Source organism: Pseudoalteromonas sp. BZK2 (assembly GCF_014349195.1).
Classification (GTDB): Bacteria; Pseudomonadota; Gammaproteobacteria; order Enterobacterales; family Alteromonadaceae; genus Pseudoalteromonas; species Pseudoalteromonas simplex.
The window spans coordinates 269,905-285,706 of record NZ_JACSOG010000002.1 but is presented as its reverse complement, the minus strand read 5'-3'; the positions used below and the strand labels follow the sequence as shown (position 1 = coordinate 285,706).

General features: G+C 37.8%; 12 protein-coding genes. 3 read left to right on the top strand and 9 right to left on the bottom strand.

Annotated elements, in window-relative coordinates; all coding sequences use genetic code 11:
- The 4 genes from BIZ38_RS02375 to BIZ38_RS02360 form a co-directional block, all read right to left on the bottom strand.
- On the bottom strand, nucleotides 1-304 hold a 304-nt coding region (locus tag BIZ38_RS02375), incomplete at its 3' end, for a hypothetical protein (RefSeq protein WP_187489469.1).
- A gap of 198 nt (nucleotides 305-502) precedes the next feature.
- Nucleotides 503-850, bottom strand: coding sequence for a hypothetical protein (locus BIZ38_RS02370; RefSeq protein WP_187489468.1), 348 nt, complete (start codon nucleotides 848-850; stop codon nucleotides 503-505).
- Nucleotides 851-1,053: 203 nt separating this feature from the next.
- Nucleotides 1,054-1,389 carry a hypothetical protein gene (locus BIZ38_RS02365; protein WP_187489467.1) on the bottom strand — a complete coding sequence of 112 codons (336 nt, stop codon included), beginning with the start codon at nucleotides 1,387-1,389 and terminating at the stop codon, nucleotides 1,054-1,056.
- A gap of 22 nt (nucleotides 1,390-1,411) precedes the next feature.
- Nucleotides 1,412-1,753 (bottom strand): hypothetical protein, encoded by a 342-nt coding sequence (locus tag BIZ38_RS02360; protein ID WP_187489466.1) that lies wholly within the window; start codon nucleotides 1,751-1,753, stop codon nucleotides 1,412-1,414.
- A gap of 483 nt (nucleotides 1,754-2,236) precedes the next feature.
- On the opposite strand from BIZ38_RS02360, the gene BIZ38_RS02355 reads away from it, so the two are divergent.
- Nucleotides 2,237-2,935, top strand: coding sequence for a hypothetical protein (locus BIZ38_RS02355; protein ID WP_054554583.1), 699 nt, complete (start codon nucleotides 2,237-2,239; stop codon nucleotides 2,933-2,935).
- Nucleotides 2,936-2,992: 57 nt separating this feature from the next.
- Here the strand turns inward: BIZ38_RS02355 and BIZ38_RS02350 are convergent, their stop codons facing one another.
- Complete coding sequence (locus tag BIZ38_RS02350; protein WP_187489465.1) at nucleotides 2,993-3,409, bottom strand: hypothetical protein; 417 nt, start codon at nucleotides 3,407-3,409, stop codon at nucleotides 2,993-2,995.
- A gap of 299 nt (nucleotides 3,410-3,708) precedes the next feature.
- Here BIZ38_RS02350 and BIZ38_RS02345 point away from each other — a divergent pair, with 299 nt between their 5' ends.
- On the top strand, nucleotides 3,709-5,982 hold the full coding sequence (locus tag BIZ38_RS02345; RefSeq protein ID WP_187489464.1) for a CHRD domain-containing protein: 2,274 nt from the start codon (nucleotides 3,709-3,711) through the stop codon (nucleotides 5,980-5,982).
- Nucleotides 5,983-6,035: 53 nt separating this feature from the next.
- Here the strand turns inward: BIZ38_RS02345 and BIZ38_RS02340 are convergent, their stop codons facing one another.
- From BIZ38_RS02340 to BIZ38_RS02330, 3 genes are all read right to left on the bottom strand, one after another.
- Nucleotides 6,036-6,521: a DUF6436 domain-containing protein gene (locus BIZ38_RS02340; RefSeq protein ID WP_187489463.1), complete on the bottom strand. Its 486-nt coding sequence runs from the start codon at nucleotides 6,519-6,521 to the stop codon at nucleotides 6,036-6,038.
- Between the two features lie 13 nt (nucleotides 6,522-6,534).
- The gene (locus BIZ38_RS02335) at nucleotides 6,535-8,001 is read right to left on the bottom strand and encodes a methyl-accepting chemotaxis protein (RefSeq protein ID WP_187489462.1); all 1,467 of its coding nucleotides are present in this window, start codon (nucleotides 7,999-8,001) and stop codon (nucleotides 6,535-6,537) included.
- A gap of 76 nt (nucleotides 8,002-8,077) precedes the next feature.
- Nucleotides 8,078-8,632: an isochorismatase family protein gene (locus BIZ38_RS02330; protein WP_187489461.1), complete on the bottom strand. Its 555-nt coding sequence runs from the start codon at nucleotides 8,630-8,632 to the stop codon at nucleotides 8,078-8,080.
- Between the two features lie 168 nt (nucleotides 8,633-8,800).
- Between BIZ38_RS02330 and BIZ38_RS02325 the strand changes: the two genes are divergently transcribed.
- Complete coding sequence (locus BIZ38_RS02325; protein ID WP_316247564.1) at nucleotides 8,801-13,336, top strand: EAL domain-containing protein; 4,536 nt, start codon at nucleotides 8,801-8,803, stop codon at nucleotides 13,334-13,336.
- On the opposite strand, the gene BIZ38_RS02320 is transcribed toward BIZ38_RS02325, so the two are convergent.
- Complete coding sequence (locus BIZ38_RS02320; RefSeq protein WP_316247566.1) at nucleotides 13,308-15,581, bottom strand: response regulator; 2,274 nt, start codon at nucleotides 15,579-15,581, stop codon at nucleotides 13,308-13,310. The two genes, BIZ38_RS02325 and BIZ38_RS02320, sit on opposite strands and share 29 nt — an antisense overlap.
- Nucleotides 15,582-15,802: the final 221 nt, after the last annotated feature.

Below are 15,802 nucleotides of genomic sequence, written 5' to 3'. Positions count from 1 at the left end.
ATCTAATTTTATTTGGTACATTACTATAATCACTCACATCACACACATAGTTTTGTTCTTCATAATAAAACATAACTCGACTTGTCATTGCTAAAGCTTGCTGTAATAGAGACTGATAAGATTTTGTTATATCACTTGATGTTAAACCGATGCGCTTCCAATAAACTTCACCATTTGAACTTACTAATGCTAACAGATTACTATCTTCTAATTGTATAGCTATAACTTCAGAGTAATTACACTCCACACTGAAAACTTTGCTTGATGAAATTAAACAGATTAAAAGAAAAATTACTTTACTCATAAAAACTCCAAATTAAAAAATAAAATTATTTTAAAATAAAAAGACAATAAAAAATTAAATCTAAGAAGCTATATAAATGAAATTAAACTCAAAGTCTCTTTAGGTCAACTTTACTTATCGTCGTTTTTTGAATTTAACAAGAACATATATAACCAGAAAAAACGTAGCGTTTACTGATGACTATATTAAATTTAAAAATCAATTAATTAACTCAATTCGTTTCAATGTTTCAAGTTCGTTGAAAACATTACAACTACCTGTTCCAATAAATAATAGCTTTTCATTTGTCGCTTGGGCCTTAACAATAAAACTCAGCATAGCTTTGGTTACTTCGTTATTTTCAAGAGGTAATACTAAATCCCACTTAGAGTTTTTATGGCAAGATGCACTGCTAACTTCAATTGTGTCTAGCTGTATGAAAAGCTTATCTCCAATATCTTTATCCAACATAATGGTTGAAATATTTGCTAACCTACTTTCAGCAGCATGCGCATTGCAAAAATTGGACACCACGAATGTAAATGCAATCAGCTTTAAAAATCTCATAATTCAACCTTTATTTATGTAGATTAACTAGGTGGTTATATATTTAACTAGACAGTATTATTTAATAAAACTTTTATAATTTATTCTTATTTTTAATTTAGTTACATTATAGCTACATAAATAGCTCTATATATACATTGCAATTTTGTTTCCACTATAGATGCCAAGATAAAGAAATAATCTTCTGTAAAATGTTATAAAAATTAAGGGAGTCTAACTGCATTAGCTTTACAGAAATTTAGATTGCTCAAAACGAAATTTTCGGATTCAGCCTTATATTGAACACATACTTGACCAGATTGAAACTTTGCTCCTAATATGGCTGAGTAAGCCAATGATTTATTCTCACCATTATGTGGAAGGTAAAACCTGTAGCATTCTGATGGGGTACTTTCTAGTTTGAATTGAACACCATAGTTATCACTCCCTGTTGTCCAAGTATCAACATTTTGAACCTTTCCACAGTGCCATTTCCAATTTTCAGACTTTACTGAAAATGAAACTAATAGGGTAAGAACTAAACAAAGTAATTTTTTCATAACAATCCTTAGAGTGAATAACCTAGAAAATTGACATCAACTTGTAGTTAGATGTTAGGTGGCCAGCAATAGTCTTTGATGACTGGTTCAACTCATACATAACATTAAATTCTTTATTTGCTAGTTTGTATGCAAGTAAAGTATTCATCAATGCAACATCTTCTGCTTCGATATAAGTTCGGCTATTACAGCTATCATCTATCGCTTTAGTTACAATAAGTGCATGAGCATTACTAACAAATCCAGAGCTATTAAGGCTTTGTACATATAATGTGGAAACTTTTACGTTGGTTACTAGATTAGCTGCGGACACAGCAGTAGAGCTAAACGCTATAAGAATTGACAAAATTTTTAAGGTTTTCATATGATTCCTTTCAAATACTGCATTAACCTTGACTGAATGGTAACACTAAACAGAAAGACAGTTAATAAACCTTTTTTCTTAAACAGGTAAAAAACTTAAATCAAGAACTTCTATCTGTTAATTTCAGAAAGTCGTCACAAAATATCACGGTAAAATTCAACTCTGAACAGCTTAAAACCATGATAAATTGCACCTGTTCCACTGTAGTAGTTTATGAAAAGCTCTTTTTTTGCGTATTTTGGAGCTAAGATAAACAAAACCATTACAAACAAAAATAAAACAGCCGAAAGTACCATCAAAATAATAAGAAAATAATCTATCATTTCACCAGTTCACATTTTCATATTTATCAGTAACTTACTATACCAATAAAAAGCAAGTTATGCTCCAACCAAACTTAAACACAATCTGGTGTTTTTAGTTGATAGTAAAGCACTGCGTTTGCTATTTTACGTCTAACACTAAATCAGTAATCGAGGACACATGGAAGCGCCTACTTTTGAATTAACCCGTGATAACTTTAACTCAATCTTTTTTCAGACTTTCATAAAAACGAAAGTGCAACCTGAAATACCTATCATAAGATGCGCAGTGCCTTTACCGAAAGCACAGAAATTCAAGGCAAAATTAATTACTGCCGTTATTTTCATTATTGCTTGCCACCTTGTTTGGAAAACACAATCCGGTGCAGGTGCAATTGCCGCTGTGGTCATTACTTATCTTAGTTATTTTTTAATTCAGATGTTTATTGCCAATAAGCGTTATTTCATCCATGAATCTCCCTTGTGCGAAATTAAAATAAACAAAGAAGAGGTTTACCTGCCTGCACTTTTATTCGATGACAGAAAAGCACGAACACTTAAAAGAGAAGATTTACTTAATGTTGAGGCCGTATGGAATTTTACACGCACCAAAAGCGGCTACGATATTAACGATCCACAACCTAGGCGTGCATATCTATTTTCTGTTATTTTTAAAACTCGCTATGGTGATTCAATTCCTTTAAATGACTGGAGCTTAGAACATCCTGAGCTTTTCAAGACACTTGTTGAGTATGATTACCCAGTCACTATGATCAGAACAGCCAAACGCGGGTCACCAATAACAGTTCACATAAAATGGTTCTTCCTATTTACCTTTATATGTACTCTCATCTACTCACTTATAAAGTATGTAATTTAGCGGACTTATAAATATGCAATTGGCAAAGTAACTGCGAACAAGCGCTTTGCCTTAAACTTACGCTTTATTGTTAAACAGCATACCAGAGTGATTACTAGAAGTAGGAGCAAACAATGAGTTTATCATCGTAGAAACATTACTTTTTACGGCAAGCTGGACTGCATTTATTTCTTCATCAAGTTGTTTATTAAGCTCTAGTAACTCACTTTCTCGTTGTTCTGGAGCTAGGTCTTTATTGCTTTTTAAACTATTAATCTTATTTTGTAACTCCTTTATTTTTACTACTAGCTCTTGTTGTGTTTGTGATATCTTTGGTTGAGCCTCAACTTCCGGTTCAGCATCGACGCCCGCTCCTTGTTGTTTAGAGCCTTGAAGGCTTCTTGCTCTTTCACTTGCTGGGTTTAGCTCATTTTTATTTTGCTGATCTAATAATCGCTCTTTTAGGAATGAAGATGTGTACGAAGTTAGCTGCATAGTTTTCCTATCGTGAATTTTTTGGCGTTTAGCTATAAACTTTTTAAAATCAAACTAGATGCACGATCCGTACCCATTTGGAACCCAAAAGCCATTATACGGCTAAATATGTAAAATCCTCTAAAGTTAGCGTTATTAAACTTTAACTTTTGAATCCTCATTTCAAATAAACCAACACTAAAGAACTACTTTTTAACTTTTAAACAACCTTTTTTGATCTTTTTTTAAACACCGTCCGTACGCCTTATTGAAGTGGACACGTCGTAACGTCCGAACATACAAAGATATAAGGAACAACGATGAAATACATACTCCTGGCTAGCAGCTTACTTTTTCTCACCGCGTGTAGCGATGATGATGACGATAATACCGAAGTTGTTACCCCTCCCCCAGTTGAAGAATTCACTCCAAGTAAAACCTATTCTGTAACTTTAAGTGGCAAACAAGAAGTGCCAATGAATGACTCAATGCAAACAGCGACTGCAACGGTAGAGCTTGACGAAAGTTTAATGCAATTTCGTGCAACACTTGATGCAAGCTCAGTCGAAGGTTTTAGCGCAGCACACATACACGACGGCGATTTGGGCGCTAATGGTGATGTTGCTTTTGCATTTGAAGCCACTACCGATGGTATGTATGAAGTCGCAATTACCGACCTTGATGAAAGCCTAATTGCTGATTTAATGGATGGTGATTGGTATATAAACCTTCATACTGAACAGTATGCAAGCGGTGAACTTCGTGCGCAAATTGTGCCAGATACAACGAGTATCATCACGTTTGTTTTAAATGGCGATCAGCAAGTGCCTATGAACGACAGTGACGCAATGGGTTATGGCTATGCATCTTATGACAGCGCCACGACAGAATTACGGCTTCGCGCGGTGACTATGGGTGTTGATGACGCAACAGCAGCTCATATCCACACGGGTAAATTAGGCTCAAATGGTGACGTATTCGTAACTTTAGAGCAAGACGACGAAGTCATGACTGACTGGGTTGTACCAGAAAATACCATGATCGACAGCGACACTTTGGCAGTACTTTTAGACGGCGGTCACTATGTTAATGTTCATACGCCTGAATTTGCCGGTGGCGAAATTCGCGGCCAAATCTTAACAGACAACTATGCAGTTGCGACCTTTGACTTAAGTGGTAATCAAGAAGTGCCTATGGTCAGCACCATGGCTGATGGTGATGGTTATGCCCTTGTTGATACAACAGACTACAGCGTAGAGCTTACTGTTGTAACATCAGGCTTAGACGATGCAAGTGCTGCGCATATTCATACAGGTCGTATCGGGACTAATGGCGATGTATTAGTGGCTCTTGAACAATCAATGGACGACAGTAACGTCTGGATGACACCAAGCAACACACAAATCAACGCGGATATTTTTGCAGTGCTGGCTTCTGGCGGTCACTATGTCAATGTTCATACACCTGCTAATGCTGGCGGCGAGCTTCGTGGGCAAATCCTAACCAGTAACTATGGTTTTACGAGCTTTAAACTAAGCGGTGAGCAAGAAGTTCCTGCTGTCGAATCTGATGCAAGTGGTGAAGGTTATGCATTAATTAACATGGATAACTATGGCTTAGAGCTATTAGTAAACACAATGGGTGTTGATGATGCGACAGGTGTACACATTCATACTGGCCGAATTGGCACCAATGGCGACGTTCTAGTAGCGCTTGAGCAGTCAACAACTGATGCAGGCATGTGGATGACGCCAGCAAATACCATGATCAACGCAGAGATCTTCGAGGTACTTGCATCAGGTGGTCATTACGTTAACGTACATACACCTGCTAACACGGGTGGCGAAATTAGAGGTCAGATCCTAACAGATAACTATCAACTCGTTACTTTCCCACTTAGTGGTATGCAAGAAGTTCCAGCGGTTGATACGATGGCATCAGGTAGTGGTTATGCATTAGTTAACATGGATAACTACCATCTAGAATTAAGAGCGTTAACCGAAGGTGTGAGTGACGCCACTGCTGCTCACATTCATACGGGTCGTATAGGCACTAATGGCGACGTACTTGCCGCGTTAGAGCAATCAAGCGATAACATGAACTTATGGCAAACACCTGAAAACACCATGATTAATGCAGATATTTTTGCAGTACTTGCATCAGGTGGTCATTACGTTAATGTGCATACTCCTGCTAACCCAAGTGGCGAACTTCGCGGTCAAATCCTTACCGACAACTATGTGTTTGTCACCTTTCCGCTAAGTGGTGAACAAGAAGTACCTGCGGTCACAACGGATGCGTCTGGCGATGGTTATGCGCTAGTGAATACCAATGATTACAGTGTTGAGTTGCAAGTGCTTACATCAGGTGTAAGCGATGCAACTGCTGCCCATATTCATACCGGTGTAGCAGGTGAAAATGGCCCAGTGTTAGCTCCACTTGAACAAGACAGTGATGATATGAATCGCTGGATGAGTAGCACTGGCTTGATGATAGACGCCGATATCTTTTCAGTTTTAGCTTCAGGCGGTCATTATGTAAACATTCATACCCCTGCAAACCCAAGCGGTGAGATACGAGGCCAAATTCAATAGTTTTATAGAGTCAGAGGCCAATATTTTTGGCCTCTTTTACTTACCTTTCAAGCTCAATTAATTTCACAATAACATCCCTCGGCGTCTGAATTAATAAACTGGCTATTAAAACCCGCTCGTAAGTTTGCAATTACTAACTCAACAAAGCCATTCTGACTTGAACAGGCGAGTCCTTTTGATAATGGCCCTGCATACACAAGCTGTTGATTTTCTGAAACAAGTACTGCCGCAGGTTGAGCGGGTAATATTGCAGCAACCGCAGATGTTGGTTTAATTTTTATTACTTTAATACCTTGCTCTGCTGCATAGCTGCTAAGGCTTATTATGTGCGGTTGTGAACGCTCTGAGCATACACAGGTATTTTCATCAATAATGTACAAGGTATCTGTATTAGTGATGCCAAGCCCCATACTTTGTTGAAAAGCAGGTAACCAATTAGCTGTGGCTAGCTTTTTATCTGGATCAAAGGTGCTTGCTTGTTGAGAATAAGCAAACACCAAGGCTAATGCTACAGAGGCAACCCAAAGTAGAGTTGCCATTATCAGCCATTTGCTATTTGAATTTAGCAATACCTTGCTCCAGTACATCGATACTTACATCAATTAACTGCACGCGATCGGTGAGTTTTTCAATCATCAAGTTGTCGTTGGCTTGGTTAGCAATTAAGGCCTGTGAATTATCGGCAATAGCACGCGTATTACCCGCTTGATTTTGCACTACATGAGCAACCGACTGTGAGCTACTTGCAGCAACATTCACCTGCTCTGTCATCTCGGTAATTTGCAGTTTCATCTGCGAACTAATGGCCGACAACTGCTCTATAAGCGCAACACTACCCTGCATCGACTTAGTTGATGATGCGCTGTTTTGCATCAAGCTTTCAAGCGTATTGGTGATTTTATCTGTGGTGTTTTTACTACGTGTTGCCAAGTTTCTCACTTCATCAGCCACCACTGCAAAGCCGCGACCTTGTTCTCCAGCACGGGCGGCTTCAATTGCAGCGTTTAGTGCAAGTAAGTTTGTTTGCTCAGCAATTGACGAAATCTCATTGAGTAATTCTGAGATATGCGAACATGCACTTACAAGTTGGCTAATGTTTTGATCTGCCTCTTGAAGGTTATTAGCAAGCTCAGCCGTTTTGCTGTCGGTATTCGCCACTTCATTGAGTGCCTCTGTGGCACTTAAATGGAGCTGCTCAAACTGTGTTTGTAGTTCATTACTTTCTTGTTCAACATGGGCAAAGCCTTCGGCGACACGTTCACCCGACTGTGCGATATCTGCAGATAACTTCTCACGATGAAGTGCTTGCTCATGTAACTCGTCGTGTACTTCAAGCAATTGTTTAGATTGATTTTTTAAAACACTACTTTGACTTTGAACATCACCTATCACACTCGATACAAAACCCAGTAAGCGGTTAAAGCCCGCCACGGCTTCACTGTGGGAGTCGTCTGCTCTTAAACTTATATTAATGCTGTTTTCGTCAGCCATTATCTGCTCAGTCGTTGTGCTTAACGATAAGCCAGAACTGCGTTCGCGGTGAAGGGTTTTAGCAATATAACCCGCTACAATTGCTTCAACAATGGCATACACGGCATGAATAAGTACAGTGCTAAAATATAATCTGTCTGGGTCAAAAACGTATAAGCCTACTTCGTTAATCTGTAAAAAGTAAAAGCTCAAATGGTGAACGGCCACAAAAGCAAGTGCAGTAATAAACACGCGCCATTCAACAAACATGATCAATACTGCCATTAAAATGAAAATTTCAAAATGTACTTCAATAAGGCCGTAGCTTTGTTGGATGTGTAAAAACGAAAACATCATGCAACCGGCAGCTACAACATGAGCAGTTAATTTGCTCGTTGGGTATTGATGGAGCATCCAAAGTGGTAAAGACAGCAATAATAAACCAGTTACTACCCCCGTTATCAAGGTCGAATAGATAAAGCCTAAAACCAAAGACTCAACAAACAATAAAAGGAACAAATAAGTAAAAAGGCGGCGCACACTCGTCATAGATAAAGCCTTAATGATTAAATACTTTACAAGAATACAATTAATCGAGCCATTACGGTTCGAACCGCATCGTGGTTCACTTTATTAATTGCAATAATGCTCTAAATTGATCGGTCCCTGCTTTTTCTAGCCATTGAAATATCACACTTTCTGTACAGGTAATAATAGCACCTGCTGCCAATAACTGCTTAATTGCTAACTCTTTGTGTTTTTCGTTGCGTGAGGCAATGGCATCTTCAACCACAAACACCTGATAGCCATTGGCAATTAAGTCTAAACAGGTTTGCAGTACACACACATGCGATTCTGTACCCGTCACCACTATTTGCTTACGATTAAAGCCAGCTAATTGGTGGTTAAATTGAATCTCTTGGCATGCGCTAAAATGTATTTTGTGATAGCAATTATTACCATTTATGAAGGGTAAAAGCTGTTCACTACTTTTACCTAACTTGGTTGGGTTTTGTTCAGTAAATAAATACGGAATGTCTAAAGCTTTAGCTGCATTTATCAACTTTTCGGTATAATTAACAGCTTGGCCAAAGTCGCTTATGACAGGCTCAAGCCCTGCTTGAAGGTCAATAATTAATAACAAGGCATGATTCTTTTGACTTATAAATGAATGACGCATAACTTTCCCTTAGGTTGCCTATTGGCTATTTATAGCACAGCTAACACTATGTTGTACCTTAATTAAACATTTACTAATTTATCTTTTCAGCTGACTCAATAACATTCATAATTGTGCTATATTTTGTTAAAAATTATATGCAAATAATAATTTAGGGTTAATCAGTCGGTGCCTAAACTTTTTCTTTTGATTTTCAATTTGCTGTTCTTCACACTCACCTTTTCAGTGAATGCACAAAACTATGCTTTGCAAATGCAGCGGATCTCTACAGATGAAGGGTTAACCCAAGGTAGTGTTACTAAAATCGTGCAAGATGATTTAGGCTTTATTTGGGTAGGTACCTATCAAGGCTTGAACAGATATGACGGCTATCAAGTAGCCGCTTTTGCTGGCGAATATATGCTTGATCAACGACAGATCACTTTTATGACTAAAACCAGTGATGGCAAGATTTTTGTGAGTACTGAGTTTTCAGGTGCTTACTTCATAAACCCAAAAACACTCAGTGTCGAAAAAGTCTATTCAGGAAAACTAACCCCTGAAGATGTTTATTTTTCCCCTATTCTTGCACTCGAAGAAGATGACAGCCATTTCTTTTTCGCAATCAATCAGCACCTTTATTCTTACCATAAGCAAACCAAAAAGTTTTTGCATGAGTTTTCAATCGATAAGCAAGATGACTTTATTCGTGCTTTAGCTCTGCATGATAATTTTTTATACATTGGAACAACCGCAGGACTTTTTTCAAAAAACTTAGTGGATGATCATGTTTCTCGTATTGAGCTTGCTGATGAAAATAAATTAAATAACGATAATAAAAACGCAAAATTTTTGCACCTTGATCCTCAATTAGGTCTCTTAGTTGGTACAGTCGAAGGAATGTACAACATTCCATTTAATGCAGATAAACTCCTCGCAGTAGATAAAACCAAACTATTGGTTCCTGAATTAAATATTTGGGATTTCGCATCTAGTAAATTTGGTGAGTATATTGTCACTGAAAAAGGCTTATTCGAATTTAATAGGGAAACTCTATCTGCCGAATTTATTTTGAGCTATGAGCAAAGTAAATTTTTAATGACCGACAATACAATTGTCGATGTGATGATTGATAAAACAGGATTGCTATGGCTTGCTTCTCGTTCGCAGGGAGTTTTTACATGGTCCACCTTAGCAAGACGTTTTAAGCATATCGAATCAACGTCTACTTCTGGTAATGTCAACAATAGTGTTTGGGCGGTATTGCAAGACAACGAAAACATTATTTGGATCGGCACCGAAAATGGCATGCTGAAGTATAACCAATTAACAAACTCCATCAGCCCTTACCTAGTTAATGACGATATAAAAGCCTTTCATGGAGAACATGCTGTATATGGCATTGCACAGGCAGAAATAGAACCATCTGAACGCTTTCTGTGGCTTATGAAGTACAGAGGCTTAGCGCTCTTTGATAAGATCAGCGGTGATTTAGTGCCTTTAAAAGGCACTAAAGAAGTGATTAATATATTAGAAAATGAGCCAAGTTGGGGCTTTCATGCTTTAGGTTCAGATCAATTTGCATTTATTACTCAAGAAAATTTTTATCGCTACAATGGTAAAACAGGTGAATTACGAACTATTAAGGGACTAAAAGAACAAGTCGATATTATCAATGCGCACTCTTTTTTAAAGCCACTCTCGAGTCACCCTAACGACTATTTGTTAAGTATGTCTGGCCATTTGTATCGTTATAATGAGCAAACTGAAAAATTGACACTTGTTTATCAAGTCGAAAACTTCAATCCACTCACATTTTCTGTGATTGATGATTGGGTTATTGACCACAATGATACACTTTGGCTGGCTTCATCTAACGAAGGGTTAATTGCTGTTGACTCTCACTCCTACGCTGTTAAACATCGCTTAGGCACTCAATCTGGTCTCAATGCAAAATCAGTGTATGGCTTACAAATCGACCGCTTTGGTTTTTTATGGGCTAGTTCGCAAAATGGCCTGTATAGAATTGATTTAAGTTCAAGAAGTGTCAATTCGTATTTTATCCGTGATGGCCTTTCAGCTAATGAGTTTAATGTTGATGCCGATGCAACGCTAGACAATGGCCAAATTGGCTTTGGTTCGACAAGGGGCTTATTGTTAATCGCACCTGAAGACTTTTTAACTTCACCAACAGACTTAGATGCGATAAATACTGAAATTACTCATGTTTCTTTGCTCTCTCGCGAGCTGAACTATCATCCATACAAATATATCAATAACCCTCTTCAAATGACTGCTGAAGACATCGGTCTTGAGGTTAGCTTTTCTAACTTTGATACTATCAATAAGGATAAAACAACTTATAAAGTAACTTTAGAGGGACCAACGTCATTAAATTACGACAAATTAACCACTAACAAAGTATTTTTTACCAAGCTACCTCCCGGACAATATATCTTGTCTGTTGCTTCTAACTCCGAGAGCTCCAAAGTCAGTTCAGCAACAAGACAATTACAGTTTAATATTGCCTATGCACCTTGGTCTTCACCAGTTGCGATAACAGGTTATGTGCTGCTCATTTTTGCCATACTCTTTTTCTTTTTTTGGCAATACAGAGCACGTCAACAAGTACTGAATAAAGCGCATGCTGATGTTGTTAAATCGCAACAACAAACTGAATTAGCACTGAGCAGTAACAAAAGTGGGGTATGGGAAGCCAATTTAAGCCAGCAAACGCTTTTAAATAATCGCTTTGTGACAGAGCTGGGTTACCACAAGAGTAACGAGAGTTTAGCCCTCATTGAGTTCCTTGATTTTATTCATCCAGCAGACCGTAGTGCCTACTTAAACCATTGGAATGCCTTTGCAAAACAATCAAATCAAGAACAATGGAATATCACCTACCGTTTAAATCATCAAAATGGTAAGTGGTTATGGTATCAGGACATTGGCCGTGTCGTCGAAGTTGATGAAGCAAATAAGCCAATAAAAGTAACAGGTATCTATACCAACATTACCGAACAAAGAGCAAATGCACTACAAGCAAGTGTGCTCGGTGAAGCTTTCAGCCAGATAAATGACTGGCTTTTAATTTTAGACAGCCAGTTAAAACCATTTTCAGCAAATACAAGCTTCAGTGATACGTTTGATATTACAGGCAATATAACTGATCTAACAATTAAGGACTTTGTTCGCACAATAGGTAGGGCTCAGTTCTTAAAATACATCAATGTGTTAAAAACATTAAAACCAAAACAAAACTGGAAAACAGAAGCTTATATACACACTCAAAAAAATCCATCCCACCCTGTTCATATCAGTGTTACTGCAGTTGCGAAAGATAATCAAGCGATTAGTCATTATGTGATTGTTATTTCAGATCTTACAGAACAAAAGCGTGCTGAAGATGAGTTACGTTATTTAGCGAATTACGACCCATTAACGGGCTTACCAAATCGTTCATTAATGCATTCAAAAATCAATAATTGTATAAATCATTCTAAAAAGCATAACAAGTTAGCAGCCTTGTTATTTATTGATTTAGATAAATTTAAGCCAGTGAATGACTCTTTTGGCCATGCTGTTGGTGACCAATTGCTGTGCAATATTACGCAACGTGTAAGTTTACTTTTACCTAATAATGCAACGGTTGGTAGACAAAGTGGCGATGAGTTTTTAGTGTTAGTCAAAGATCTTCATTCGCCTCAAACGTTGAGCGAATTAGTTAAGCAACTTACACAAGAATTAGCAAATAAAGTCATTATTGACGATTTTTCTATCAATATTTCAGCCAGTATTGGGGTTGCACTCTATCCTTTTGATGCTAAAACAGCTGATGAGTTAATACGCAATTCTGATATTGCCATGATGCATGCCAAACAATCTGGGCGAAACAATTTCAAATACTTTACCGAGCAGATGAATAACCAGCTCACTAAAAAGTTATTACTCGAAAATGCGTTAAAAGATGCCTTTAAAGATGATGAGCTTTTTAATAATTATCAGCCAATTGTTAATGCTAAAACGAAGCAAATTAATGGTGTTGAATTATTAATGCGCTGGAAGACAGAACAAGGTTTTATTTCACCTGCTGAGTTTATCCCTATTGCAGAAGAAATTGGTTTAATCGATGTACTTACAGAACAGGCTTTAAATCGAGCTTTAACAGAATTGCAGCCAATTTTAAGATCAAACCCTCGGTTTTACCTTTCTTTAAATGTATCGCCAACGCACATATTAAAGGCGAACTTAACCGAAAGACTCTTGTTGATCCTGAATAATTTTCGCATTAAGCCTGCGCAATTGCGCTTAGAGATTACTGAAAACACATTACTAGAAGACAAAGATAAAGCCTCAAAGCAGCTACGAAAGTTAAAAAATGCGGGTTTTAAACTATTACTTGATGACTTTGGTACCGGATATTCTTCACTGACTTACCTCAGTCAGTTTCCAATTGACGTCATTAAAATAGACCAAAGTTTTGTGCGCAATATTGGGCATGATCGAAGTAACGAATCAATTATCAAAACAATCCATGCGTTATCCGCTAATTTAGGCCTTTATTGTATTGCCGAAGGCGTTGAAACTATTGAGCAAATTAAATTTTTACAACACATGGGCTGTGATGACTTTCAAGGTTACTACTTTGCAAAACCTATGCTTTCTGAAGACCTACTTGCAGAACAAAACTTGCAATCTATTGTTGCTCGTTTAAAAGAGCTTTAAGCCATTTGTTTAAACACGCATATAATTGGTCTTTATTAATTGGCTTTGAGATAAAATCATCCATGCCAGCAACAAGGCAACGCTGCTGATCCTCTTCAAATGCATTCGCAGTGATGGCAATGATTATAGCCTGACCATACAAGTGCGGGTTCTGTTTTATTTCTTTTGTACATTGATAGCCATCCATATTTGGCATTTGGCAGTCCATAAGGATAATATCAGCTTGATAACTCTGCAGTATCTCAAGTGCTTCAAGGCCGTCATTTGCTTGTTTGAGATTACACTGAGTGGAACGCAGCATCTTTTTCAATACAATTTGATTAACAGGGTTATCTTCAACTAGTAAGATATTCAAACCTGCTAATTGGGGCGTCGCAGTACTTTGGTTATCCACTGAGGCTGAATTACTAATAATTACAGGCATCGTGATGGTGAACTCACTACCAACGCCTTCTTGACTTGTTAGCTTAAGCTCCCCTGCCATTAACTCAATAATTCGCTTACTAATGGTTAGCCCAAGTCCCGTTCCGCCATATTTACGTGTGGTAGAAATGTCGGCTTGAGTAAACTCGGTAAACAGTTTTGCCTGCTGCTCACTTGAAATCCCGATGCCTGTATCACGAATGCTGATCTGCATTCGGTCATTAACCATAGTACAGCTCATGGTAATGTCGCCCGACTCTGTGAACTTGCCGGCATTACTCAAAATATTATTTATAACTTGGCTAAACCTTAAAGGGTCTAAACTGATACAACTTGGTACAGAGTCACTAATGTTAAGCTTAAACGTCACCCCTTTTTTTACGCTTGTACTACTAAACACCTTGGCAATTTGTTCAAGTAACTTAGTTATTTCAACTGCACGATACTCTAATTTTAAAGCACCCGCCTCTATTTTGGAGAAATCTAAAATATCATTTAAAATCAGCAGTAAGTTATTCGCACTTTGATGGATCATCACTAACTCTTCGTGTTCTTCTTCTGCTAAATCTTTATTATCTAGTAACAGCTGAGTCATCCCTAAAATACCATTTAGCGGAGTTCGAATTTCGTGACTCATATTAGCCAAAAACTGAGATTTAGTGCGGTTAGCATTATTTGCAGCCCGTACAGCTTCAACCAACTCATTGGTTTTATCATCAACCTGTTTTTCTAGTTGTGCATTAAAGTCTTTCAGTCTTACGTTTAGTAATTCATTTTCGTGGTTCGCTTGATGTAGACGATTGAAGCTCAGTGCGAGTTTATTCGCAAGGCTCGAAAATTGTGATTGCAAGCGGCTCACTTCTAACCAAGTTTGCGGTAAATACGTGTCAGTATCAGCATTTTCTGGCTCAAATTTATCAATTTGTTCAGCAAGTTTGCGTATCGGTGTTGTCAGCCAACGACTTAGTTGAGTGATGAAAACGCTTGTCAGTAAAATAATAAAAATGATCATAACCAATGACTGTCCCCATGCATTTACAGCGACATCATTCGCGTGTTTTCGGTTTAGCATGGTCATAACCATCCAATTATGGTCAGCTAAGCGCGCTTGCTTAGCATAATATTGCTGCTCATTGTGTGCATCAAATATGATAAAACGCTCTTCATTCGCAAATGAATCAATCTCTTCATTGCTTAGTTGTTGCATCTCTTTAAAATCATCGATGGTGCTAAACACAACTTTATTAGCCGCATCGAGTATTAGTAAATCACCTTGATGACTAAATAAACTTGGACGTAAACTAGCAAAGTAATCAAACATCAGCGAGCCTTCGACCACGCCAGTAAACGTATCCTCAATATAAATAGGCGCTGAAACCGCAACAATGGGCAGAGAACCAAAACCACGCCCTTTAAAAATAGTCGAGATATAACCCTGCTTATTGGACGGTGCATGAATAAAGTAATCACGATCTGAAACATTTGCGCGAATGTTTGACTGCTGCAAACTTACAGCTAATGATTGGGGGTAAAAATGAGTAACATCTGCAAACGCATCAGTGATGATTTGAGTTCTAAAATCTGGGTACAGATTAGCCATATTCTCAAGTGCAACCTGTTTGGGTAGCCCATGAGCAATACTTTTTGCGGTTAGAACCACTCCTTTTTTATGGTGCTCTAAATGCGAATCGATAACTCGCGCTATTTCATTGGCTTTTTCATTAAGTTGAGCGTTAACCTCATACTCTATGCGAGCATAGTGATTGTTAGTCAAAACAATTGAAGTGAGTATTACCACTAAAATGACTAACAAGCTAACCACGTAATTAAGTATTTTATCCAAAGAGGAATAATATTTGTGCCAAGAGTATCGACTAAAGAAAAAGCTCAATAAATCTATTACAGACAAGTAAATAACTGCATTTAAACAGTACTTAGCCAATGCTATCAACAGAGTGAGTGTGGGTAATGCTAAAAAATAGTGCCCAAATACCCAAAGAATGGGTGAACCTATAACAAACCAAAAAAGCATCCCTCTCAAAA

Excerpts from the sequence above, each read along its gene's own strand:
- BIZ38_RS02370 (WP_187489468.1), bottom strand. The coding sequence starts at position 850 with ATGAGATTTTTAAAGCTGATTGCATTTACATTCGTGGTGTCCAATTTT.
- BIZ38_RS02365 (WP_187489467.1), bottom strand. The coding sequence starts at position 1,389 with ATGAAAAAATTACTTTGTTTAGTTCTTACCCTATTAGTTTCATTTTCA.
- BIZ38_RS02360 (WP_187489466.1), bottom strand. The coding sequence starts at position 1,753 with ATGAAAACCTTAAAAATTTTGTCAATTCTTATAGCGTTTAGCTCTACT.
- BIZ38_RS02355 (WP_054554583.1), top strand. The coding sequence starts at position 2,237 with ATGGAAGCGCCTACTTTTGAATTAACCCGTGATAACTTTAACTCAATC.
- BIZ38_RS02350 (WP_187489465.1), bottom strand. The coding sequence starts at position 3,409 with ATGCAGCTAACTTCGTACACATCTTCATTCCTAAAAGAGCGATTATTA.
- BIZ38_RS02345 (WP_187489464.1), top strand. The coding sequence starts at position 3,709 with ATGAAATACATACTCCTGGCTAGCAGCTTACTTTTTCTCACCGCGTGT.
- BIZ38_RS02340 (WP_187489463.1), bottom strand. The coding sequence starts at position 6,521 with ATGGCAACTCTACTTTGGGTTGCCTCTGTAGCATTAGCCTTGGTGTTT.
- BIZ38_RS02335 (WP_187489462.1), bottom strand. The coding sequence starts at position 8,001 with ATGACGAGTGTGCGCCGCCTTTTTACTTATTTGTTCCTTTTATTGTTT.
- BIZ38_RS02330 (WP_187489461.1), bottom strand. The coding sequence starts at position 8,632 with ATGCGTCATTCATTTATAAGTCAAAAGAATCATGCCTTGTTATTAATT.